Raw genomic sequence first — 23,521 nt, 5'->3', positions numbered from 1 at the left:
GGTGACCCATGTTCGATCAGTTCACCGTCGTCACCGACCCGGTCGGTGACTCCGTCGCGCTCTCGGCGATCTTCGCGGTCCTGCCCCTGCTCACCCTCTTCGTCCTGCTCGGCGTGCTCAAGGTGCGGGCCTGGCTGGCCGGGCTGATCTCCCTCGCCGTCGCCCTGGTGGTGGCGGTCGCCGTCTACGCCATGCCGGTCGGGCAGGCGGTCCTCTCCGCCACCGAGGGCGCCGCGTTCGGCTTCTTCCCGATCCTGTGGATCGTCCTCAACGCGATCTGGGTCTACAACCTGACCGTCGAGAGCGGACACTTCGACGTGCTGCGCCGCTCCTTCGAGCGGGTCAGCCCCGACATGCGGATCCAGGCGATCATCATCGCGTTCTGCTTCGGCGCGCTGCTGGAGGCCCTCGCAGGCTTCGGCACCCCGGTGGCGATCACCGTGGTGATGCTGATGGCGCTGGGCTTCCGGCCCATCCACGCCGCCTCGGTGTCGCTGCTGGCCAACACCGCGCCGGTCGCCTTCGGCGCCCTCGCCACCCCGATCGTCACCCTGGCCAGCGTCACCAGCGGCGCCAACGACGACGCCCGGCTCACTGTGGACACCCTCGGCGCGATGGTCGGCCGGCAGACTCCGATCCTCGCGGTGGTCGTACCGTTGATGCTGGTCGCCCTGGTCGACGGGCGGCGCGGTATCCGGCAGACCTGGCCGGCCGCGCTCGTCGCCGGGGTCAGCTTCGGCCTGGCCCAGTTCGTCGCGGCCAACTACATCTCGGTGCCGCTGACCGACATCGTCGCCGCGCTCGTCTCCGCCGCCGCCGTGGTGCTGCTGATCCGGGTGTGGCACCCGCAGATCCCCGCCGACCTGGGCCGCGAGCCGGCCACCGTGCCGGCCGCCCGCGGGCCCGCCGAGGCCGAGCTGGCCGGCGGCGGCACTGTCCGCGCCGCCGCCGGCTCCCGTTCCGGTACGACCACCGCCGCGCCGGGCCTGGGTGGCACCGGCGGCGAGACGCCACCGGGCGACCCGCGGATCGACGAGAACGCCCCGGTCGGCCGGCACCGCTCCGACGGCGACGTCGAACCCCGTCCGGTCGACCAGCGCCCGGCCGCCGCCGGCCCCCGGCTCGCCGACACCCCCGCCGAGGTGTTCCGGGCGTACGCCCCGTACCTGATCATCATCGCGATCTTCTCGATCGCCAACCTGGGCCCGGTGAAGGACGCCCTGGCGAAGGAGCCGTGGACGGTCAAGTTCGGCTGGCCCGGCCTGGACATCCTCGCCGGCAACGGCAAGCCGCTCTCCTCGACCACGTTCACCCTGAACTGGCTGCCCGCCGCCGGCACGCTGATGATCCTGGCCGGTGTCCTCACCGCCCTGGTGCTGCGGCTCTCCGCCGGCCGGGCGCTGCGCGCGTACGGGCGCACCTACGTCGAGCTGCGCTACGCGATCGTCACCGTCATGGCGGTGCTCGCCCTGGCGTACGTGATGAACCAGTCCGGGCAGACCAACACCCTGGGCGCGTTCCTCGCGGCGGCGGGCGGGGCGTTCGTCTTCCTCTCCGCGATCCTCGGCTGGATCGGGGTGGCGGTGACCGGCTCGGACACCTCGGCGAACGCGCTTTTCGGCGCGCTGCAGGTGCAGACCGCGGCCCGGGCCGGGCTGGATCCGGTGCTGCTGGCCGCCGCCAACTCCTCCGGTGGCGTGCTCGGCAAGATGATCAGCCCGCAGAACCTGGCGATCGCCGCCGCCGCGGTCGGCATGGCCGGCCGGGAGGGGGAGATCTTCCGCAAGGTGTTCGGCTGGAGCCTGGTGCTGCTGCTGTTCATGTGCGTGCTGGTCGCGTTGCAGGGCTCGTCGGTGCTCGACTGGATGGTGCCCTGACCCGCCGACCCCGGGCGCCCGGTCCGGGTGCCCGGGGTCACCCCGCGGGTGGGACCAACGGCCCTGAACGGTGCCTCCCCGGCGCGGCACGGTGGGAGCATGAGCACCGGCACCCGCCCGTCCCGACCCGCGGCGGCCTGCCCGATCCGCCCGGGTGAGCCGTGCACCCTCTGCCAGGTCGACGTGACCGGCCCGCAGGACTGCGGCCTGGTGTGGCTGGTGATGGGCGACGACGAGCTGCGCGCGGGCGTGCACCGCACCCGCCTGGCCGCGCTCGGCCACCGACCGCGCCCGGCCCCCACCGACTCCTGAGATCCCGGTCCGTCCGGGCGCCCCGACGGAGCCGCCGGCCACCCGCGTGGCGTCCCCGCCGGATCCGTCCCGGCCCGGTCAGCCGGCCGGCTCCGGCAGCGGCTCGCCCGTCTCCAGCAGGCTCTTCAGGCTGGCCAGCAGCTCGGGCCAGCCGCCGCTGCCGTCGAGCTGGCCGCTGATCGCCCGGTGCATCTCGCTGTCCGGGGAGAAGTCGTCGTGGGTCACGGTCAGCCGGACCGTCTCGCCGTGCGGCACGAGGTCGAAGGTCACCTTCGACCGGCGTTCGCCGAGCCGGGCCGCCAGCTCCTCGTCCGACCAGCCGAAGTGGGCCGCGTGCTCGGGCTGGAAACCGTGCCAGCTGTAGGCGAGACGCCGGTACGGGTCGGACTCCAGGATCCGCTGGCCGAGGTCCTTCGGCTCGGCGTCGGGGGCGTCCTGCCAGAGCAGGGGTGAGCCGGGCCGCCAGTCGGAGACCAGGGTGACGCCGCCCCAGTAGCGGCGGGTGAACTCCGGCTCGGTCAGCGCCCGCCAGAGCCGCTCAGGCGTGGTCCGGATGTAGGTGGTGTAGACGAACGTGGGGTTCTCCATGGGCTCCCGCTCCAATGCTGTCTGCAGGTCGGCCAGGGCACGGGCCCGTTCCCGGTGGTACCGGCCGATCCACCGGTCGGCGACGGCGTTGATCGGGGCGGCGTTGAGGTGGTGCAGCTTCTCCCGGCCGCGCCGGGTGGTGGTGACCAGCCCGGCCGCCTCCAGCACCGCGAGGTGCTTGCTCACCGACTGCCGGGTCATGTCCAGCCCGGCGCAGAGCTCGCGCAGGCTCTGCCCGTTGCGGACGTTGAGGCTGTCCAGCAGCCGCCGCCGGCTGGCGTCGGCCAGGGCCCGGAACACCTCGTCCATCCCCGCACCGCCCTCCTGACAGGCAGCCATCCGGCTGCCTGTTTCGACAATAGGCAACCGTTCGGCTGCCTGTCCACTCAACTTGAGAGCTAGCCTCCTAGGACGCTCTAGCGGAGGTGGCCAACGCCGCTCGTCAGGGGAGGCCGAAGGGCTGGCCGGTCGCATCAGCGCCCCGGGCGATCGGGCGGGGACCTCGCCCTCGCCTCCTACGGTGGAGGTCGGCACTCTTCCAGGGAGGGGCTGTGCGCGCTGGCGATCGACGTCGACGGGCGGACGACGACTTTGCCGGGGACGTCGGGATCCCGGACCGGGTCCGGCTCACCCTGCGGGACCGCCTCATCCTGGGGCTGATGGCCGGTGCCGTCGCCGCCGCGATCGGCGTCGTGGCGGCTTGGGCGACCGGCGACACCAGCGGCATCGTGTCGGACAAGCGCGGTCCAGATCACCGAGTGCCACGACAGTTGCCGGCTCAAGACCTGCCGCCAGGTCACCTACGTCACCGACGACGGCCACCGGCGCAAGCTCTGCCTGCCGAAGGGCCGCTACGACCGGATCAACCTCGGCGACCGCATCTCGGGATAGCCGGGGCCCGGGTTGCCGCAGGTCGCGGTGTCAGCAGGCGCGGAGGCGCCGGATTGCCGCAACCGGAGCCGATCACGACCGGTCGGGGGAGCGGGGCCGCTTCATCGCGGCCCTAGGGGAGCAGTCCGGCCCGGCGGGCCGCGACCACGACTTCCAACCGGGTGTGCGCGCCGAGCTTGCGCATCGCCGAGCGCAGGTAGCTCTTCACCGTCTCCGGGCGCAACCCGAGCTGCTCGGCCACGTCGGCGTTGGTGCAGCCCAACGCGACGCAGGCCAGCACGTCGGTCTCGCGGGGCGACAGGGTCGCCGCCGACGGTGGCCGCTCGGGTCGGGCGACGGCGCCGGCGAGCCGGTCGGCGACGGCGTCCAGGCGGTCGCGCAGCTCCGGGTCGTCGATCCGGCGCAGCAGGCCGCGCAGCTCGGCGTGCGCCTGCCGGACCTGCTCCCACTCCGGCCCGGCCGGGTCGCTCCGGGCCGGCGCGGCGGGCAGGGCGGCCAGCGCGGCCCGGGCGGCGTCCCGGTCGACGAGGCGGCGTTCCAGGCCCCGGGCCACGTCCACGGCGGCGGCGACCAGCCGGTCGCCGAGGCTGAGCCGCTGGCGTACCGCGCCGTAGAGGACCGCGCGGACCTCCCGGTGCACCACCACCGGCACGGCGAGCACCGAGCGCAGTCCCTCGGCGCCGACCGGGCCGTCGTACTCGTGGCTGATCGAGCGGGCCAGGGGGTAGTCGTTCACCCGCAGCGGCAGGCCGAGGGCGAGGGCCTTGCCGCCGAGCCCGGCCCCGGCGTGGATGGCCAGCCCGCGCAGTGCGGCGGTGGTGGTGCCGGACAGCTCGGTGATGGTCATCCGGGGCGGGCCGCCGGCCTGGACCAGGCCGCCGAAGGCGACCGGCAGGCCGGTGCCCCGGCGCAGCGTGAGCAGCGCGCCGCGGAGCTGGTCGGCGTCGTCGCGCGGATACAGCTTCGGCACCGTCCCCACCTCCCCACCGGCCACCCCCGTCCGGGGGTGGTGAGACCTGCGTCACCCGATCGAGGATCAGGGTACTGCGTGCGGCGCCGTCCCCTCCTGGCCGCGCGCCTGGTGACAGGAAGGACACCCGATGGCCACCGCCGGCACCCAGGCATTCCGCGAGGCGCGCGACTTCCTGCTCGCGCACCGCGAGGACCACGAGACCGCGTACGAGAAGTTCCGCTGGCCACTGCTCACCGAGTTCAACTGGGCGCTGGACTGGTTCGACGTGCTCGCCGAGGGCAACGACGACCCGGCGCTCTGGATCGTCGAGGCGGACGGGGGCGAGGGGCGCTGGTCGTACGCGGAGCTGTCCCGCCGCTCGAACCAGGTGGCGAACTGGCTGCGCGCCCGGGGCGTACGGGCCGGGGACCGGCTGATCCTCATGCTCGGCAACCAGCTCGAACTGTGGGAGACCATCCTCGCCGCGATCAAGCTGCGCGCGGTGATCATCCCGGCCACGCCGCTGCTCGGCCCGGCCGACCTCGCCGACCGCCTGGCGCGGGGCGCGGCGAGGCACGTGGTGGTGGGGGCGGAGCACACCGGCAAGTTCGCCGAGGTGCCCGGCGACTACACCCGGATCGCGGTCGGCGACCCGGTCGACGGCTGGCACGGCTACGCCGACGCGTACGCCGAGGACGGCCGGTTCACCCCCGACGGGCCGACCCGGGCGGGCGACCCGCTGCTGCTCTACTTCACCTCCGGCACCACCGCGCGGCCGAAGCTGGTGGAGCACACCCACGCCTCCTACCCGGTGGGGCACCTGTCCACCATGTACTGGATCGGGCTGCGCCCCGGCGACGTGCATCTGAACATCTCCTCGCCGGGCTGGGCGAAGCACGCCTGGAGCAACGTCTTCGCGCCGTGGAACGCGGGCGCCACGGTCTTCGTCTACAACTACTCCCGCTTCGACCCGGCCGGGCTGATGGCGGCGATGGACCGGTGCGGGGTGACCAGCTTCTGCGCGCCGCCGACCGTGTGGCGGATGCTCATCCAGGCCGACCTGGGCCAGCTCAGGAAGCCGCCGCGCAGTGTGGTCGGGGCGGGGGAGCCGCTGAACCCGGAGGTGATCGAGCAGGTCGAGGCCGCGTGGGGGGTGACCGTCAGGGACGGGTACGGGCAGACCGAGACCACCGCGCAGATCGGCAACCCGCCCGGTGCGCCGGTGAAGCCCGGCTCGATGGGCCGTCCGCTGCCCGGGTACGTGGTGCGTCTCGTCGACCCGGTCACCGGCGAGGTCGGCGACGACGGGGAGGTGTGCCTGGACCTGGCGCACCGGCCCACCGCACTGATGGTCGGTTACCACGGTGACGAGGAGCTGACCGCCACGGCGATGCGCGACGGTTACTACCACACCGGGGACATCGCGTCCCGGGACGCCGACGGCTACCTGACGTACGTGGGGCGCACCGACGACGTGTTCAAGGCGTCGGACTACCGGGTGTCGCCGTTCGAGTTGGAGAGCGTGCTGCTGGAGCACGAGGCGGGTGCGGCGGTTGGAGTTCGCCGAGCTGCCGAAGACCATCTCCGGGAAGATCCGCCGGACCGAGCTGCGGGCCGCCGAGCGGGACAAGCACGCCGACGGCCGGCCGGCCGGCGAGTACCGCGAGGAGGACTTCCGGTGACCCTGCCCTCGTACGCCAGCGGCGTCTCCGACGCGCCGCTGCTCGGTGACACCATCGGCGGGAACCTGGCCCGCGCGGTCGAGGCGTACCCGGATCGGGAGGCGCTGGTCGACTGCCCGAGCGGCCGGCGGTGGACGTACGCGGAATTCGGCGCGGCGGTGGCCGAGCTGGCCCGCGGCCTGCTCGCGGCGGGGGTGGCCCGGGGTGACCGGGTGGGCATCTGGGCGCCCAACTGCCCCGAGTGGGTCCTCGTCCAGTACGCCACCGCGACCATCGGCGCGATCATGGTGAACATCAACCCGGCCTACCGGCGGCACGAGCTGGAGTACGTGCTGAACCAGTCGGGGGTGAGCCTGCTGGTCTCCTCGCCCGGCTACAAGAGCAGCGACTACCGGGGGATGGTGGAGGCGGTCCGCGCCGACTGCCCGGCACTGCGCGCGGTGGTCTACCTGGGGGAGTCCAGTTGGGACGACCTGGTGGCCGGCGGGGCGGCGGTGCCGGCGGAGCGGCTGGCCGCCCGGGCCGCGGAGCTGAGCTGCGACGACCCGATCAACATCCAGTACACCTCGGGCACCACGGGCTTCCCCAAGGGCGCGACGCTGTCGCACCACAACATCCTCAACAACGGCTACTTCGTCGGGGAACTGGTCCGCTACACCGAGCAGGACCGGATCTGCCTGCCGGTGCCGTTCTACCACTGCTTCGGCATGGTGATGGGGAACCTGGCGGCGACCAGCCACGGCGCCTGCATGGTCATCCCGGCGCCGACGTTCGACCCGGCGGCGACGCTGCGCGCGGTCGCCGCCGAGCGGGCCACCTCGCTGTACGGGGTGCCGACGATGTTCATCGCCGAGCTGGGCCTGGCCGACTTCGCCGGGTACGACCTGTCCTCGCTGCGGACCGGCATCATGGCCGGCTCGCCGTGCCCGGTCGAGGTGATGAAGCGGGTCATCGCTGAGATGCACATGGCCGAGGTGGCGATCTGCTACGGCATGACGGAGACCTCGCCGGTGTCCACCCAGACCCGGCACGACGACGACCTGGACCGGCGGACCGCCACGGTGGGTCGGGTGATGCCGCACGTCGAGGTGAAGGTGGTCGACCCGGCGACCGGCGTGACCGTGCCCCGGGGCGAGCCGGGGGAGCTGTGCACCCGCGGGTACTCGGTGATGCTCGGGTACTGGGACGAGCCGGAGCAGACGGCCGGGGCGATCGACTCGGCGCGCTGGATGCACACCGGCGACCTGGCGGTGATGCGCGAGGACGGCTACGTCACGATCGTCGGCCGGATCAAGGACATGATCATCCGGGGTGGGGAGAACGTCTACCCGCGGGAGATCGAGGAGTTCCTGTACCGGCATCCGAAGATCTCCGACGTGCAGGTGGTCGGCGTCCCCGACGAGCGGTACGGCGAGGAGATCCTGGCCTGCGTGATCCTGCGCGACGGGCACGACACCCTCACCGTCGAGGAGGTCGCCGAGTTCTGCCGGGACCGCCTCGCGCACTACAAGATCCCCCGCCATGTGCGGGTGATGGACGCCTTCCCGATGACGGTCAGCGGCAAGGTCCGCAAGGTGGAGCTGCGCCGGGCCGGTGTCGCCGGGTGATCGCTGCCTCCGCCGGCATGGACAAATCAGCAGCCGATCCGGGCCGTGCCGATCTAGGTTGGCCGGGTGGGTCAGACAGGTGTGGTGGTCGACCGGGTGCGGACCGGCCGGGGTGAGCTCGTGCTCCGGCGGTCCGGCGAGCACTTCGAGATCGTCAGCAACGGGGTGTTCCTGATGGACACCCGGGCCGGCACGTCGGAGCGACTGCTCGTGCGGGAGGCGTTGACGCTCGTGCGCCCGGCGGCGCGCGTGCTGATCGGCGGGCTGGGTGTCGGTTTCTCGCTGGCCGAGGCGGTGGCCTCCCGCGTGCCGGCGGAGATCGTGGTGCTGGAGATCGAGGAGGCGCTCATCGCGTGGCACCGCGGCCACCTGGCCGGGGTCAGCGGCGACGCGCTGCGCGACCCTCGGGTACGGGTCGTCAACCAGGACATCCTGAGCTGGTTGCGGAGCACCGATGAGGTCTTCGACGCGATCTGCCTGGACGTGGACAACGGCCCCGACTGGACCGTGTTCCAGGGCAACGCGGCGCTGTACGACCCGGACGGCACCGCGCTGCTGCGCGACCGGCTCGCCGACGGCGGCGTACTGGCCGTCTGGAGCGCCTCGGCCGCACCCGCGTACGCCGCCCGCCTGGCGGCGATGATCGGTCCGGTCAGCACGCACCTCGTCCCGGTGCCGCGTGGTGAACCGGACGTGGTCTACCTGGCCCGCCGCGCCGTGGCCGGTTCGGAGGGCAGCCTCGGCTGACCGGTCATCCGGACGGCCGGACCTGGCACTCGGTGCCGGCTGCCTCGACGTCCCAGCGCCGGCCGCCGGCGGCCACCCGCCGGATGCGGATCCGGCCCAGTTCGGCGGGCACGTGGGCGTCGGCGTGCAGCTCGCCGTTGCGGGGTTGCAGGCCGAGCAGGGTACGCAGGAACAGCAGTGGCGCCCCGCTGGCCCACGCCTGCGGGTTGCAGGCGGTCGGGTAGGGCACGGGCTCCCGGCCGAAGGAGCGGTCGTAGCCGGAGAACGCCTCCGGCAGCCGGTGCTGCGAGTAGCTGGCCGCCCGGAGCATAGCCAGGACGATCCGGTTGGCCTCGTCCCGGTAGCCGTACCGGGCCAGCCCGGCGGCGATGATCGAGTTGTCGTGCGGCCAGACGGTGCCGACGTGATAGCCGATGGGGTTGTATCCGGCGTCCGTGGTGGACAGCGTCCGGACGCCCCAGCCGGAGAACATGTCGTCGGACATCAGCTGCGCCGCCACCTGGCCGGCCCGGTCCTCGGGCACGATGCCGCTCCACAGCAGGTGACCCATGTTCGAGGTCATCGAGTCGATGCGGCGCTTGTCGCCGTCGAGGCCGACGGCGTAGTAGCCGCCCCGCTCGGGGATCCAGAAGTCCCGGTTGAACCGCTCGCGGAGTTGGGCCGCCTCGGCGCGCAGCCGCTGGGCCAGGGCCGGGTCCTGCCACGGGCCGTCGGCGAGTTCCGCCGCGCGCAGCTTCGCGTCGTAGGTGTAGCCCTGCGTCTCGCAGGTCGCGATGGGCAGGACCGGGATGGTGCCGTCGGCGAACTGCACGCCGTCGGGGGAGTCCCGCCAGCACTGGTTCCCCAGGCCCTGGGGGGACCGGGTGGCGTACTCGACGTAGCCGTCCCCGTCGCGGTCGCCGTACCGGTCGATCCATCGCAGGGCGGCCTCGGCGTTGCCGCGTAGCTGGCGGGGGAGTTCGTCGTCGCCGGTCCACCGCCAGTACTCCGAGAGCAGGATCAGCCACAGCGCGGTGGTGTCCGCGCCGCCGTAGTAGGGGCGGTACGGCTTCACTCCGAGCTGGGTCAGCTCGCCGGTGCGGTACTCGTGGAAGATCTTGCCCGGTTCCCGGTCGGTGAAGTCGTCGAACGTGGTCGACTGGTGGTCGGCCAGCACGAGCAGGGCACCCCGGGCCACCTCGCGACCGCAGGTCATGGTCTGGTAGGCGGTGATCAGGGTGTCCCGGCCGAACGCCGTCATGAACCAGGGCAGCCCGGCGGCGATCAGCACCACGGGCTGCCCGGCGATCCGCTTCTCGATGCGCATCGACACCAGGTCCGTCGCCGACCGGTGGTAGACGTCGTACAGCAGGTCCGCGTCGGCCTCCAGCTGCGGTTTCTCCTCCGCCCAGCGGGTCGACGGATCGTCCGGCCCGTGCTCGAAGACGTGCCCGAACTCCCGCACGGTGGGGCGGTAGATGTCCTTGCCGCAGCGCAACGGGACCCACAGCTGGCATCCCCACCGCTCGCCGCGCTCGAGGTGCAGGTCCCAGACCAGGGCGTCCCCGTCGAGGTGGTCGGCGGCAGGTTCGGCCTCGACCCGCACCATCGCCTCGTAGTCGCCGTTGCGGTAGAGGAAGCCCAGAGCTGAGCCGTCCGGCTCGTGGCGCCGGGCGATGTCGGGGGTGCGGTCCCGGCCCGATTCCTTGATCTCGAACAGATCGGCGAAGTCGGTGCCGACCGCCAGCCGGAGCCGGCACGAGACCGGTTCGATGCCGAAGTACCGCACCTCGATGCGCTCGTAGAGTCCGTCGCCGACGAACCGCTGCCGGCGGATCCCGATCCGGTTCGCGGGCAGCCCGGGCAGCTCCGGGTTGGCCAGGAAGAACGCCGCGGAGTGGAAGTCCACGGGTGCGGAGGACAACACCATCGGCGGCGCATCGTCGACGGTCAGCTCCCACTGGTCGAGGAACCGGGTGTCGTCGTGGACCAACCCGCCGATCGAGCTCCTGGGCACGTTCCCGGCGGCGTCGGAGAACATGAACGTGCGGCCCTGGAGCACGCCGACGGCGTCCGGTCCCAACTCCGGGGGCAGGTCCCGGCAGGCCCCGCTGGGCACCCGGTGCCGTCCCGGCACCTCAGGCATGGGGTCCGCAGGTGTCGGTCGTCGTGTCGTCGTCACGCGCACCTCCCCGGCTTCGTGGCGGACGCACCCGGACCCGGCGCCCGGCGACTACCCGTACCGCCCGCCGGTATGCCCTCCTGGACGAGAAACGCGGGCAGCACCCGCTGCCGCCCCATCTTCGGCGACGTGCCCGGGCCGGGCAGACGCGCGTGGTACGACTGCGGGGGTGGCGGAGACGGGCAACGGACCGGCGCGCGGAGGTCGCGCCGCGAGGCTGTTGCGCGAGGGCGGCGGGCCGAGCCGCGCCACGTTCCTGGAACTGTTCTTCGACCTGATCTTCGTCTTCGCGCTGGCCCGCGTCTCGGAGCGGCTGGTCGACGACTTCGTCACGGCGGGGCTGCCGGCGGCGGCCGGCCAGACGACGCTGCTGCTGTTGGCGATCTGGCTGGTGTGGTTGGTGGCCGCCTGGGTGACCAGCCGGTACGACCCCGAACAACCGGCCATCGAGCTGATCATCGTCGGCATCATGCTCGGCACCCTGCTCATGGCCGTCGCGACGCCCGAGGCGTTCGGGTCGCGGGCGCCGCTGTTCGCGGCCGCGTACGTCGGGGTGCAGGTCGGCCGCTCGCTCGTCCTGGTGATTCTGCTGCGGGGACACGAGCAGCAACGGGTTCCCGCCCGGCTCCTGTTCTGGTCCGCCGTGTCGGCCACGCCGTGGATCGCCGGCGCGGCTCTCGCCCCGGGCACGGCCACCGTGGCGCTGTGGACGTTCGCCGTGGCCCTGGACTACCTGGGCCTCCTCTTCGGCTGGCCCACGCCCGGGCTCGGCCGCGCGCGGATCGGGCAATGGCGGATCGCCGCCGAGCACCTGGCGGACCGGTACCAGCAGTTCCTGATCATCGCGCTCGGTGAGGCCTTCGCGCTCGTCGGCCTGGCCTTCAGCCGCGGTGCGCTGACCCTCGATCGCACCGTGGGTTTCCTCGTCGCGTTCGTCAGCACGGTGCTGTTGTGGCGGGTCTACTTCTTCCGCGCCGGGTTCCTGCTGCGCGAGGCGGTGGCGGTGGCCAGCCGTCCGGCCCGGCTCAGTCAGGTCGCCGCCTACAGCCACCTGGCGATGGTGGCGGGCATCCTGGCCACCGCCGTTGGGCACGAACTCGTCATCGACGAGCCCGGCCGGCACGTGGAGGCCGCCTGGCTGGCCGTCATCCTCGGCGGCCCCACCGTCTTCATCGCCGGTCGGGCCTGGCTCGAACACGACATCTTCGGCCGGGTGTCCCGGCCTCGCCTCGCCGGGCTGATCGCGCTGCCCGCCCTCGCGCCGGTGCTGGCCCACGCGCCACCCCTGGTCGCCACGTCGGTGGCCACCCTCGTCCTGGCGGGCGTGGCGCTCGCCGACGCCGTGCAGGAACGTAGGTGGCCCCGGGCCCGCCCGATGCCGCGCGGGTGACGGTCCACCCGGACCGAGCCGGGCCGGGGGGCGGCGTCCGACCAGGACCGGCGCCCGCCGGTCACTCCCCGGTGCGTCCGTCCACGAGCTCGCGGACGATGTCCAGGTGGCCGGCGTGCCGGGCGTACTCCTGCAGGACGTGGAAGAGGATCGCGGCGAGGGTGGGGCGGCGGGCCGGGTCGGTGAACCGGCCGCCCAGCGCGGCCGGGGTCGTCAGCGGCGTCGACTCCACGATCTCCCGGGTCCGTGCCCCGCCCCGGCGCAGCGCGGCCACCAGTCCGGCCACGGTCTCGTCCGGGCCGACGTGCCAGCGGTCGTCGGCGCGGTCGCCCCACGGGTCCGGCACCGGCTCCCCGAGGAAACCCCAGACGAACCAGCGCCGCTCCATGAAGGTCAGGTGCTTCACCAGCTCCACCGGCGTCCAGCCGGAGGGCACCCGGGCCGTGCGGGCCTGCGCGTCGGTCAGCCCGGCGAACCGGTCGGCGACGGTGTCCCGGTAGTAGTCGAGGTAGGTGAGGAAGGTCGCTGGCACGTCCGCGGACGGGCCGGGCTCCGGGAACGGCACGCGCATGCTCGGGAGTATGCCGGACGGTACCGCCGATCGGCCTATCGACCGGCGCGAATGCGAACGCCTATAGTCAGGTGGCTCAATGCTGTGACCTCGTGACACGGGGTGAATCGACGGGTCGGAAGCAGCGAGGAGAGACCTTCATGACAAGCAGGGTTCGCACCGTGCGCCGTGCCGCGTGCGCGGCCGTCGTCGCCGTCCTGGCCGCCGGCTCCCCGCTCGCGGTCGCGCCGTCGCCCGCTCAGGCGTCGGCCGGCGCCGCGTCGCCGGCCGCCGTCCTCACCTGGGACCGGCACGCCGAGACCGCGATCTGGGACGTCGCCCGCCAGGCCCCGCAGGTCCAGTCGCGCGGCGCCGCCATGGTGCACGGCGCCGTCTACGACGCGGTGAACGCCATCGCCGGCCGGCCCTACCAGCCGTACCTGGTCGCGCCGGCCGCCGACGGGTCCGAGTCCGTGGACGCCGCCGTCGCCGCCGCGGCGTACCGGGTGCTCGACGCGATCTTCCCGAGCCAGCACGACGCCCTCACCGCACGGTACGACGAGTCGCTGGCCGCGATTCCCGACGGTCGCGCCAAGCGACGGGGGATCGACGTCGGCGCGCAGGCCGCCGCCGCGATGATCGCCGCCCGACAGGACGACGGGGCGTTCGGACCGCAGACCTTCCCGGTGGGCACCGAGCCCGGCCAGTGGCGCCCCACGCCGCCGGCCTACGCCAACGACGGCGGCTGGGTCGGCCACATGACGCCGTTCGCGCTGCCCAGCGCGTCGGTCTTCCGCACCTCCGGTCCGCCGGCGCTGACCAGCGCCCAGTACACCCGGGACTACGACGAGATCAAGGCCGTCGGCTCGGCCACCAGCACCGTACGCACCGCCGACCAGACCGAGGCGGCGATCTGGTGGCACGACCGTCGGCTCGGCGAGTGGGAGATCAAGCGCCAGCTCGTGACCACCCAGCGGCTCAACGCCCTCCAGGCCGCCCGCATGTTCGCCATGGTGGACGTCGCCGAGGCGGACGCCGTCATCGCCTGCTTCAACGAGAAGGAGGCGTGGAACCGGTGGCGGCCGGTCACCGCGATCCGGCTCGGCGACACCGACGGCAACCCGGCCACCGCCGCCGATCCCGACTGGACGCCGCTGCTGGTCACGCCGCCGCACCCCGACTACACGTCCGGCCACACCTGCAACACCGGCGCCACCATGTCGGCGCTGGCGTACTTCTTCGGCCGGGACGACATCCCGTTCGACGCCTACAGCGCCGACTCCGGCACCCGACGGTACTTCCGCAGCTTCTCCCAGGCGCTCACCGAGGTGATCAACGCCCGGGTGTGGGGCGGCATCCACACCCGCACCGCCGACGTGCAGGGCGCGCGGATCGGCCTCCAGACGACCGCGTACGTGGTCGGGCACCACTTCCGCCCCCGAGCGTGAGGACTACCCTGAGCCGTCCGCTTCGGGGAGGTCGGCGTGGGGCACGTGTTCGTGAGGCTGGCCGGACATGGCACCCGGCTGGTGCCGTACTGGCCGTACCGCTTCGCCGGGTCGGCCGGGGCGTCGACGGTGGCGGTCACCGTCTTCTCCCAGGGTGGTGAGCGGCGGGCCGTCGCCGGGTCCGGTGCCGCGTCGGTGCCGGGGGTGGTCGACGTCGACGCGGGTCCGGCGGGGGAGTGGCGGCTGGAGGTGGGACCGTTCAGCCTCTGCTGGCCGGTGGACTTCGTCGTGGAGTCGCCCGCCGATCCGGCGGACGGGACGCCGTTCTACCTGCGCGGCCCGGACGAGGCGATGATCTTCCCGCAGGGGCCGGTGCCGCTGGCCCGGCTGGCCGGGCCGGACGCGCTGGTCGCCCCCGGACAGCGGGTCCTCGATCGGCGCGTGCTGGACGGCGACATCGACGTCGTGGAGCTGGCGTACGCGCACGACGGGGTGGCCTGGTGGCAGGCGCACTGGGCCATCCCGGTCGGCCGGGAACGCGCGCTGGTCCTCACCGGCCAGGCCCCGGAGGCGGGCGCGGCGGTGGTGCGTACCGCCGCCGACCGGATGGCCGTCACCCTCACCGGCGTCCCCGACCAGAGTGGGCGGTAGCCGCTGCCCCCGTGCGCCATCGCCTTCTGGGCAACGCCGGCCTGCGTGTCTCCGAGCTGTTGCTGGGGCACCGGCCCGATCAGGCCCGCCAGAACTGGCGGGGTGCGTACCCCTCCCGGCGCAGCCAGTGCTCGGTGTAGACGATCCGCTCCGCCGGCACCACCACGAGCGGCCCGGTCGGCGGCTCGTCGAGCGACCGGGACCGCTCCACCTGGTCGGACTGCCACCGGTACGCCGGCCAGTGGTGGTCGAAGTCCGGGTCGTCCGGCTGGAGCACTCGGGCTCGGCCGAACACCTGCGCGCCCCGGCTGCTGGCCTGGCCGACCAGCGGGGCGAATATCCCGACGGAGACCCGCGGGTCGGCGGCGAGGTTGCGCATCTTCGGTGAGCCGGCAACGGCGGTGAACATCAGGGTGAAGTCCAGGTGGAAGTAGCGCACCGGGGTGGCGAGCGGGCCGTCCGGGCCGGCGGTGGCCAGCACGCACATGTTCTGCGCGGAGAGCAGATTGAGGATCCGTTCCTCCAGCCGGGCCCGGTCGAGGCGGGCGGTGGGGGAGGGACCGGCGAGCCAGGGGTTCGTGACGGGCATGGGTGATCTTCGCATCCGGCCGGTCGATATCGGGCTGCGGGTCCGGCGCCCACCGGCCATTCTGATCCGATGAACCTCGACCGGCCCGCCCTCGATGGGGTCCATTGGGCGCAGCTCCGGGACGTGCTGCTGCTGGTGGACAGCGTGCTCGACGCGGACGTGCTCGGGGCGTACCTGCACGGGTCCGGGCTGTTCGGCGGGCTGCGGCCGGCCAGCGACGTGGACGTGTTCGTGGTGTCAAGCCGGCGTACCAGCGCCGCCCAGGTCCGCCCGCACGTCGACCACGTGCTCGCCGAGATCCGGCGGCTGGCGCCGACGGTGGTGGCCGGATGAGCGGCCAGGCGGCCCGTACGCCGCTGCCCGCCGCGTGGGGTGGCGGCTGGCACGGGCTCGCCCTCGACGTCGCCGCGCCCGCGTACCCCGGCCTGCGGGTGGAGGCGGCCGGTGCCCGCCGGTTCCTGATCCGCCAGGCGGAGCGGGTCGTCCTGCTGGCCCGGCAACACCCCCGGCACCACGGCGTCCACTACGCCCGACTCGGCGGCTACCGCTCGCCGATCCCGCCGATCACCGCCGCGCTCGCCCGCCAGGTCCTCGACAGCAGCGCCGACGACACCACCTGGGCGGCGCGCTGGGCGCACCGGTTCGCCACCTGGCTCGGCCAGGCCGTCGACGGCCCGCTGCACCGAGGCGCCTGGCTGCTCGCCGAGGGCATGCCGCACTGGGCTGTCGCCGGCCACTGGGACCGGCTGACCCGCGTCGACCCGGACCGCGGCCACATCACCTGGTTCGGCTACGGGCATCCCGACGACGATCAACGGGACGTCCTCCCGCTGCGGCGGCTCGACCCGGCCGGCGGCGACCGCGTCCGCGCCTGGCGCCGGCAGGCCCGCGACGGGGTGCTGCCGCCCGCGCTGCTCTGGTGGGTCAGCGGCCTGCACACGCTCACCGTTCTCGACGGCCACGACCGGATCGTCGCCGCCCTCGCCGAGGGGAAACCGCCCCCCGTCATCGTGCTCGCCCCGGCGGTCGACCCGACGTGGCGCGACGCCTGGCAGCGGCACGAACAGCGCGGGTACGAGGAGCGTATGGCCCACGTGGCGGACCGGGACGTGACGCCGGTGCGGCTCGCCGCCATGTCGCGTCAGTTCGCCGCCGCACTTTGCGACGCGGCGCGTACCGAGGGTCGGACCCGGGCCTGGCCGCTGCGCGGCGGAGCGGGCGAGTGGGATCGGCTGGCCGGCGGTCTGGCTCCCGGCTGGCGGCCGGACGACCGCCCCTGACCCTGCCCCACGCTCCGGCGATGGCCGCTCCGGACCAGCCGCCCGAGGGTACGCACACCGACCACCGGGCACGAGGTCCTGGCCCGCGCCCCGGCCGTGCGGAAGTGGCCGGGCACGGCGGCGTAAACCCGGTCGGCTGCCCCGCCGATCCCTGGTAGGTTCCCTCGCCGTGACGGGGGAACGGCTCGACGGGCGCTTCGCCCGGCTCTGGACGGCCAGCACCATGTCGGCGCTGGGCAGCGGGATGGCCACGGTCGCCGCGCCGCTGTACGTGGCGTCGCGGACCGACGATCCGCTGGTCGTGTCGGCGGGCTCCGCCGTGGCCTGGCTGCCGTGGCTGCTCTTCGCGCTGCCCGGCGGGGTCCTGGTCGACCGGGTCGACCGGCGCCGGCTGATGGTGGTCATCGACTGGGCCCGGGTGGTGGTGCTCGCGGTGCTGGCCGCCGCGATGGTCACCGGCCGCGCCGGCATCGCCCTGCTGTACGCGGTGCTGTTCGTGGTCAACACCGGCGAGGTGGTGTTCCGCACCGCCGCCCAGGCGGTGGTGCCGGCGGTGGTGCCCCGGTCCCGCCTGGAACGGGCCAACGGCTGGCTCGGCGGCGGCACCCAGGTCATGCAGAACATGGTGGCCGGCCCGCTCGGCGGGTTCCTCTTCCTGGTGGCCGCGGCCATCCCGTTCGCCGTCAACGCCGGCACGTACGCGCTCAGCGCCGTCCTGGTCGGGCTGCTCGCCGGGACGTACCGGGGCGCGGCGGACCCGGGCGGACGCCGCTCGGTGCGCGCGGAGGTCGCCGAGGGGTTCCGCTGGCTGCTGTCCCAGCGGCTGCTGCGCACCATGACCCTGCTGATCGGGCTGCTGAACGTCACCCTCACCGCCGCGCTGGCGGTGCTGGTGCTGCTGGCCACCGACCGGCTGGGCCTCGGCTCGGTCGGCTACGGCGCACTGTTCACCTGCATCGCGGTCGGCGGGCTGCTCGGCGCGGCCGTCGGGGACCGGCTGGTCGCCGCGATCACCGCCACCTGGACCGTGCGGATCGGCCTGCTGATCGAGGCCGGCCTGCACCTGGCCCTGGCCGCCTCGCGCAGCGCGGCGGTGGTCGGGGTGGCGCTGTTCGCCTTCGGGGTGCACTCCTCGCTGTGGAACATGGTGGCGAACTCGCTGCGCCAGCGGCTCACCCCGCCCGCCCTGCTGGGCCGGGTGGGCAGCACGAACCTGTTCCTCGCCGCCGGCGGCAACTGCGTCGGCGCGCTGCTCGGCGGGGTGGTCGCCGACCGGTTCGGGATCACCGCGCCCTACTGGGCGGGCTTCGTCGTCGCCCTGCTCGTCATCGCCGCCACCTGGCGGGTCTTCGACCGGGCCACGGTCGCCGCCGCGTACGCCGACCCGGCGCCCACCGACCGGACCAGTCCGGCGCCGGTCGCCTGAGGAGCCCGATGCCGTCGCGGTCCGCCCAGCCGACGGGCCGCAACGACCAGATGCAACCCTCAGCGCGGCGGCACCGGCAGCGTCACGCCCTGTTCGGCCGCCCGGTGGGCCAGCTCGATCAGCTCCACCACGGCAACCGCCTCGGCCGGGTCCACCGGCAGCGGCGCGCCGTCCCGCAGCGCCGCCACCAGCTGGGCGTAGAAGTCCTGGTAGCGACCCGCCTCGGTGGGCACCGGGCGCAGCTCGCCGTCGGCGCCCAGCTGGCCGTACCGGGCGGGGGTGACCTCGCCCCAGCCCGGGGTGCCCGGCCGGCCGCCCGCCCGCAGCGCCGCCTCCTGCGGATCCAGCCCGTACGTCGTGTACGCGGCCCGGTCGCCCAGCACCCGCAGCCGCGGCCCCAGCTGGGCGGCCACCGCGCTCATCCACAGGTGCGAGCGGACCCCGCCGGCGTGGGTCAACGCCACGAACGCGTCGTCGTCCACCTCGACGCCCGGCCGCCGCCGGTCCACCTCCGCGTACACCCGGGTCACCGGGCCGAAAAGCTGGACCGCCTGGTCGATCAGGTGGGCGCCCAGGTCGAACAGCGCCCCGCCGGCCTCGCCCGGGGCGCCGCTCTCCCGCCAGCCCGGCTTGACCGCCGGCCGCCAGCGCTCGAAGCGTGACTCGAACCGGCCCACCCGGCCCAGCTCGCCCGCCGCCACGAGCCGGCGGGCGGTCAGGAAGTCACCGTCCCACCGGCGGTTCTGGAACACGGTCAGCGGCACGCCCGCGGCGGCCGCCTCCGCGACCAGCGCCCGGCCCTCCGCCGCCGTCGGCGCGAGCGGCTTGTCCACCACCACCGGCAGTCCCGCCGCCACCGCCGCCCGGGCCATCGGCACGTGCTGCCGGTTCGGCGTCGCCACCACCACCAGGTCCAGGCCGTCCACGGCCCGCCACAGCTGGTCGGCGTCGTCGACCAGGCGGGCGTCCGGGTGCTCGGCTCGCACCTGCTCGCGGCGCTGCGGGTCGCGGGTCACCACGGCCTCCAGCCGCAGCCCTGGCGTCGCGGCGATCAGCGGGGCATGGAACACCCGCCCGGCCACCCCGTACCCCAGCAGCCCCACCCGCAGCGGCGCCAGCGCCATGCCGTCCCCCGGTCCTCCTCGGTGATCTCTCCCGAATCTACGCGCCGTGCCCGGCCCGGCGTCGGGGTCCTGGGCGGCGGCCGCCAGGCGTGTGACAGCGTGGGCGAGTGGACGCATCCCCGGTCGACGTCGACCTCGCGCTGGTCGGTGGTGGCGGCGCCGCCTCGCTGGTCCTGGCCGCGCTGGACCGGCACGACGTGACCGGCCTGCGGATCGCCGTGGTCGACCCGGTGCGTCGGCGCGGCCAGGACCGCACCTGGGCGTTCTGGGGCACCCCGGGCACCGGCCTCGACCCGCTGCTGAGCGCCAGCTGGTCGCGGGTCGACGTGGTCACGCCGGCCGGCCGCCGCGTCCTGTCGCTCGACCCGCTCCGGTACGCCATGCTCCGCTCGGGCCCGGTCTACGACCGGGCTGCCGCGGCCGAGCGGCGGCTGGGTGCCGTGCGGATCGCCGCCCCGGCGGGCGCGCTGCGCGACGACGGTCACCGGGTGACCGTCCACGACCCGGACGGGCGGCCCTTGGTGCGGGCCGGCTGGGTGCTCGACTCCCGCCCCCGCCCGCCGCGGCGGCCCGGGCGGACCAACTGGCTCCAGCACTTCCGCGGCTGGTGGCTGGCGGCCGAGCGGCCCACCTTCGACCCGGAACGCGCGGTGCTGATGGACTTCCGCACCCCGCAGCCCGCCCGGGGCGTCTCCTTCGGCTACGTGCTCCCGGTCAGCGACCGGTACGCCCTGGTCGAGTACACCGAGTTCTCACCCGCCCCGCTGGCGGACGGCGCGTACGACGCCGCGCTGCGCGGCTACACCGCCCTGCTCGGCCTGGAGCCGAGCGGGCTGCGGGTGCGCGAGGTGGAGCACGGCGTCATCCCGATGACCGACGGCCCGTTCGTGCCCCGCCCGTCGCCGCGGGTGGTCCGGCTCGGCACCGCCGGCGGCGCCACCCGCCCCGCCACCGGGTTCACCTTCTCCGCCATGCTGCGCCAGGCCGACCAGGTGGCCCGGGCGATCGCCGCCGGCCGCCCACCGGTGCCGGCGCCCGCGTACCCGCGCCGGCACCGGTGGCTGGACGCGGTGGCGCTGCGTGCCCTGGACCGGGGGCACGTCGATGGGGTGGACTTCTTCACGCGGCTCTTCGACCGCAACCCGGCCGAGCGGGTGCTGCGCTTCCTGGACGGGGCGACGACCCCGGCCGAGGAACTGGCGGTGATGCGGTCCAGCCCGCTGCTGCCGATGACCGGCGCGGTGCTCGGTGACGCCGCCGGCCGGGTGCGCGGCCGGCTGCGCCGCGACCCGACGGCAGCGCGCCGGTGAGGATCGTCCTGCGCCGGCTGCTGCCGCGGGTTCGGGGCCGGCCCGCTGCCGGCCCTCCACCCCTGCCGGGAACGGCTTCGATCTCAGCCGCCGCCCCTCATGACGTCGTGTCCAGCAGCAGTTGCGGGGGCGTGTCGGACTCGCGGCTGCCGTAGCTGCTGGACGAGGCGCCGCTGGATGTCAGCCCGACGGTGACCGTGCCGTTCCCGCTGACCAGGGGCGTGATGTCGAGGATCACCCAGGTGCCGCTCGTCGTCCGACCGCTGGCCGCCACCGACGTGCTGCCGATGGCGGGCGCGTTGTTCCAGTTCGTCGACGTCTCCGACCAGGTCGAGTCGGCGACCGGACGGACCACGAAGCCACTGGACGAGCCGGCCGCGACCCAGATCCGCAGCCGGGCGCGAAGCACCGAGCCGGTCTGCCCGGACACCGTGAACTTCAGGTACGCGTTGGTGACCGGATCCCCGTCGACCCGCACCACCGGGGTGCTGCCGTAGTTGCTGGTCGGACTGGACGCCTTGACGTAGGTGTCCGCCACCGCCACAAGCGGGGTGGCCGCCGGCGTGGTGACCAGGGCCGGCGTGCTCGGGCCCGACGAGTTGCCCGCCGCGTCGAAGGCGGCGACCGCGTAGGAATAGGAGGTCTCCGACAGCGCGGTGGTGTCGGTGAAGGACAGGCCGGTCGCGGTGCCGATGGCCGTGCCGTCGCGGTACACCCGGTATCCCGCCACGCCGGAGTCGTCCGTCGCGGCGTCCCAGGACAGGTCGACCCGGTTCGGCCCGGCGGCCGAGGCCCGCAGGTCGGCGGGGGTGGTGGGTGGGGTGGCGTCGGCGGTCGTGACGGTCACCGGGTTGCTCGGCGCGGAAGCGTTCCCCGCAGCGTCGACCGCCGCCACCACATAGGTGTACGACGTGCGGGCGGTGCCCACCGTGTCGTCGACGAAGGTCCGGGCCGACGTCTCCGCCAGCAGGCCGCCGTCCCGGAACACCCGGTACCGCGCGACGCCGACGTTGTCGCTCGCCGCGTCCCAGGCGAGGCCGACCGCGCCGGGTGCCACGCCGTCGACCCGCAGGTTCGGTGGGGCGGTCGGTGCCAGGGTGTCCCGCACCGCGCTGACCGGGTCGGATTCGGCGCTGGTGTTCGCGGCCGAGTCCACCGCGCGCACGGTCCACACGTGCACCTCGTTCGCCGGCACGTCGCCGTCGACGTACGTGGTGCCCGGTGCCGTCGCCACCACCACGCCGTCGCGGAGCACCTCGTACCCCGTGACGCCGACGTTGTCGCTCGCGGCCGACCAGGTCAGGGTCACCGCGTCGGGGGAGGCCACGGCGGCCAACCCGCCCGGAACGGTGGGGGGCGTGGTGTCCGGGCCGGGGGCGGTCACCACGACCGGCGGGCTGCCGGCGGACCGGTTCCCGGCCGCGTCCACCGCGTCCACGACGTACTCGTACCGGGTCGCGCCGGCGACGGCGGTGTCCGTCCAGGCGGTCGCGCTCGCCGGCAGGTCGGCCACCGCGCTGCCGTCGCGGTAGACGCGGTAGCCGGTCACGCCGTAGTTGTCGGTGGCCGGGGACCAGCCGAGGGTCACCGACGGGGCCGGGTTCAGGGTCGCGGTCACGCCGGTGGGTGTGGTCGGCGCCAGCCCGTCCGCGCCCTTGCAGGACACCGTGGACGAGTCGACCAGCGTGGTGCCCGTGGCGCCGGCCGCGTGGTACTGCAGTTCCGCGCGGTTGCCGAAGAGTTCCATGCGCATCGCGCCGTAGCTCTTGTTCGTCCTCACCACCCGGGGGTCCGAGCTGGCGAAGCCCTGACTCGAGTGGCCCCCGCCGCCCACCACCAGTTCGACGATGCCGTCGGCGACGGGCACCCCGCCCGCGCCCATCGGCGTCCAACGCTGGTAGTTGTGGTCGTGCGCGCTGGCCAGCAGCGTGACGTGGTGTGCGGCCATGAGGTCCCACATGGCCTGCATCCGCGGCGCCGGGTCCTCGGAGCCGACGCTGAACAGGGGGTGGTGCCAGAACACCATCGTGCACGGGCTGCGGTTGGCGGCCAGGTCCGCCGCGAGCCACTCGTACTGCGGGGTGCCCGGGGCGACCTTGTTGTAGTTGCTGGTCGAGTCGATGGCGATGAAGTGCCAGCCGTTGGCGTCGTAGCTGTAGTAGTGCGGGATGTTGTCCCAGAAGTGGAAGTAGCCGTCGGCCCGGTTGCCGTCGTACTCGTGGTTGCCGACGACCGGGGTGGTGACCCCGCGCAGCCGCCCGAAGAACGCGGCCGACCCGCCGTACCAGTTCTTGAACTCGGTCAGCGTGCCCTCCTCGTACACGTCGCCGAGGTAGAGGAACAGGTCCGGGTTCCACCCGACGAGCGCGTTGCTGACGTTCACCGCGTTGGTCTCGCCGCCGGCGCCGTCGCCGACGGCCGCCACGACGAAGGGTTCCTGCGGACCGCGTGCCTGGATGGGCGGGACCGACCACTGCCCGGTGTTCGGCGGGGCGGTGGCGTTGCCGTTGGCGAAGGTGACGGCGAGGGTGGTCTCCGGGCTGGCGTACCCGTCGCGCATCCTCGCCGAGACGCCGAGCGTGTGCGCGCCGTCCGCGAAGTCCGCGGAGGAGAGGGTGAACTGGTGCGGCGACTGGAAGTCCGTGAGCAGGTGCTGGCCGTCCAGGGACCACTCGGTCTTGGCCACCCCGGGGCTCGTGCCGGTGGTGACGTTGACGGTCGCCGTCACGACGGTGTCGCCGGCGATCGTGCTGCCGCTCCCCGGTTGCGTGACACAGACCAGCACGGTGTAGAGGCCGCTCGCCGCGGTCGACGTGCGGCAGGTGGCGGAGGCGCTGACCGCGCGGCCGCTCGCGGTCAGGGTCAGTCCGGCGGCGACGACCAGCGCGATGGCTGCTGACGCGACCCGTGGCGGGGTCGCTCTGCCTGAACTCATG

General features: G+C 74.0%; 18 protein-coding genes. 11 read left to right on the top strand and 7 right to left on the bottom strand.

Going from position 1 to position 23,521, the window contains the following annotated elements:
- The first annotated feature begins 8 nt into the window (after window positions 1-8).
- Complete coding sequence (locus tag ACGFI9_RS26155) at window positions 9-1,877, top strand: L-lactate permease (RefSeq protein ID WP_393181892.1); 1,869 nt, start codon at window positions 9-11, stop codon at window positions 1,875-1,877.
- 99 nt (window positions 1,878-1,976) lie between these two features.
- Complete coding sequence (locus ACGFI9_RS26150; RefSeq protein WP_393181890.1) at window positions 1,977-2,189, top strand: DUF6767 domain-containing protein; 213 nt, start codon at window positions 1,977-1,979, stop codon at window positions 2,187-2,189.
- Between the two features lie 78 nt (window positions 2,190-2,267).
- Here ACGFI9_RS26150 and ACGFI9_RS26145 read toward each other — a convergent pair whose 3' ends face one another.
- Window positions 2,268-3,086, bottom strand: coding sequence for an ArsR/SmtB family transcription factor (locus tag ACGFI9_RS26145; RefSeq protein ID WP_393181889.1), 819 nt, complete (start codon window positions 3,084-3,086; stop codon window positions 2,268-2,270).
- Between the two features lie 694 nt (window positions 3,087-3,780).
- Entirely contained in the window at window positions 3,781-4,638 is an 858-nt protein-coding gene (locus ACGFI9_RS26140) for a LuxR C-terminal-related transcriptional regulator (RefSeq protein ID WP_393181887.1), read from the bottom strand.
- A 130-nt stretch (window positions 4,639-4,768) separates the two neighbouring features.
- Between ACGFI9_RS26140 and ACGFI9_RS26135 the strand changes: the two genes are divergently transcribed.
- Both ACGFI9_RS26135 and ACGFI9_RS26130 read left to right on the top strand, forming a co-directional pair.
- Window positions 4,769-7,909 carry an AMP-binding protein gene (locus ACGFI9_RS26135; RefSeq protein WP_393181885.1) on the top strand — a complete coding sequence of 1,047 codons (3,141 nt, stop codon included), beginning with the start codon at window positions 4,769-4,771 and terminating at the stop codon, window positions 7,907-7,909.
- Between the two features lie 66 nt (window positions 7,910-7,975).
- Entirely contained in the window at window positions 7,976-8,656 is a 681-nt protein-coding gene (locus tag ACGFI9_RS26130; protein ID WP_393181883.1) for a spermidine synthase, read from the top strand.
- A gap of 4 nt (window positions 8,657-8,660) precedes the next feature.
- Here ACGFI9_RS26130 and ACGFI9_RS26125 read toward each other — a convergent pair whose 3' ends face one another.
- Window positions 8,661-10,781 (bottom strand): glycogen debranching N-terminal domain-containing protein, encoded by a 2,121-nt coding sequence (locus ACGFI9_RS26125; RefSeq protein ID WP_393181881.1) that lies wholly within the window; start codon window positions 10,779-10,781, stop codon window positions 8,661-8,663.
- Between the two features lie 205 nt (window positions 10,782-10,986).
- Here ACGFI9_RS26125 and ACGFI9_RS26120 point away from each other — a divergent pair, with 205 nt between their 5' ends.
- On the top strand, window positions 10,987-12,207 hold the full coding sequence (locus ACGFI9_RS26120) for a low temperature requirement protein A (protein WP_393181879.1): 1,221 nt from the start codon (window positions 10,987-10,989) through the stop codon (window positions 12,205-12,207).
- 61 nt (window positions 12,208-12,268) lie between these two features.
- Here the strand turns inward: ACGFI9_RS26120 and ACGFI9_RS26115 are convergent, their stop codons facing one another.
- The gene (locus tag ACGFI9_RS26115) at window positions 12,269-12,778 is read right to left on the bottom strand and encodes a DinB family protein (protein WP_393181878.1); all 510 of its coding nucleotides are present in this window, start codon (window positions 12,776-12,778) and stop codon (window positions 12,269-12,271) included.
- A gap of 140 nt (window positions 12,779-12,918) precedes the next feature.
- Between ACGFI9_RS26115 and ACGFI9_RS26110 the strand changes: the two genes are divergently transcribed.
- Both ACGFI9_RS26110 and ACGFI9_RS26105 read left to right on the top strand, forming a co-directional pair.
- Window positions 12,919-14,205 (top strand): vanadium-dependent haloperoxidase, encoded by a 1,287-nt coding sequence (locus ACGFI9_RS26110; RefSeq protein ID WP_393181876.1) that lies wholly within the window; start codon window positions 12,919-12,921, stop codon window positions 14,203-14,205.
- Between the two features lie 36 nt (window positions 14,206-14,241).
- On the top strand, window positions 14,242-14,856 hold the full coding sequence (locus ACGFI9_RS26105) for a hypothetical protein (RefSeq protein ID WP_393181874.1): 615 nt from the start codon (window positions 14,242-14,244) through the stop codon (window positions 14,854-14,856).
- A 79-nt stretch (window positions 14,857-14,935) separates the two neighbouring features.
- Here ACGFI9_RS26105 and ACGFI9_RS26100 read toward each other — a convergent pair whose 3' ends face one another.
- The gene (locus tag ACGFI9_RS26100) at window positions 14,936-15,445 is read right to left on the bottom strand and encodes a pyridoxamine 5'-phosphate oxidase family protein (RefSeq protein WP_393181872.1); all 510 of its coding nucleotides are present in this window, start codon (window positions 15,443-15,445) and stop codon (window positions 14,936-14,938) included.
- 69 nt (window positions 15,446-15,514) lie between these two features.
- On the opposite strand from ACGFI9_RS26100, the gene ACGFI9_RS26095 reads away from it, so the two are divergent.
- From ACGFI9_RS26095 to ACGFI9_RS26085, 3 genes are all read left to right on the top strand, one after another.
- Window positions 15,515-15,778 carry a nucleotidyltransferase domain-containing protein gene (locus ACGFI9_RS26095; RefSeq protein WP_393181870.1) on the top strand — a complete coding sequence of 88 codons (264 nt, stop codon included), beginning with the start codon at window positions 15,515-15,517 and terminating at the stop codon, window positions 15,776-15,778.
- Entirely contained in the window at window positions 15,775-16,725 is a 951-nt protein-coding gene (locus ACGFI9_RS26090; protein WP_393181868.1) for a hypothetical protein, read from the top strand. Before ACGFI9_RS26095 ends, ACGFI9_RS26090 begins: the two co-directional genes overlap by 4 nt.
- A gap of 169 nt (window positions 16,726-16,894) precedes the next feature.
- A complete protein-coding gene (locus tag ACGFI9_RS26085) occupies window positions 16,895-18,151 on the top strand; it encodes an MFS transporter (RefSeq protein ID WP_393181866.1) in 1,257 nt (418 codons plus the stop codon).
- Between the two features lie 59 nt (window positions 18,152-18,210).
- Here ACGFI9_RS26085 and ACGFI9_RS26080 read toward each other — a convergent pair whose 3' ends face one another.
- Entirely contained in the window at window positions 18,211-19,275 is a 1,065-nt protein-coding gene (locus ACGFI9_RS26080; RefSeq protein WP_393181863.1) for a Gfo/Idh/MocA family oxidoreductase, read from the bottom strand.
- 107 nt (window positions 19,276-19,382) lie between these two features.
- Between ACGFI9_RS26080 and ACGFI9_RS26075 the strand changes: the two genes are divergently transcribed.
- Window positions 19,383-20,585 (top strand): lycopene cyclase family protein, encoded by a 1,203-nt coding sequence (locus ACGFI9_RS26075; protein ID WP_393181860.1) that lies wholly within the window; start codon window positions 19,383-19,385, stop codon window positions 20,583-20,585.
- 97 nt (window positions 20,586-20,682) lie between these two features.
- Here the strand turns inward: ACGFI9_RS26075 and ACGFI9_RS26070 are convergent, their stop codons facing one another.
- A complete protein-coding gene (locus ACGFI9_RS26070; RefSeq protein ID WP_393181858.1) occupies window positions 20,683-23,520 on the bottom strand; it encodes a DNRLRE domain-containing protein in 2,838 nt (945 codons plus the stop codon).
- Window position 23,521: the final 1 nt, after the last annotated feature.

Source organism: Micromonospora sp. NPDC048930 (genome assembly GCF_043197935.1).
Taxonomy (GTDB): Bacteria; Actinomycetota; Actinomycetes; order Mycobacteriales; family Micromonosporaceae; genus Micromonospora.
The sequence above is the reverse complement of the archived record's forward strand: the minus strand, read 5'-3'. Positions and strand labels throughout refer to the sequence as shown.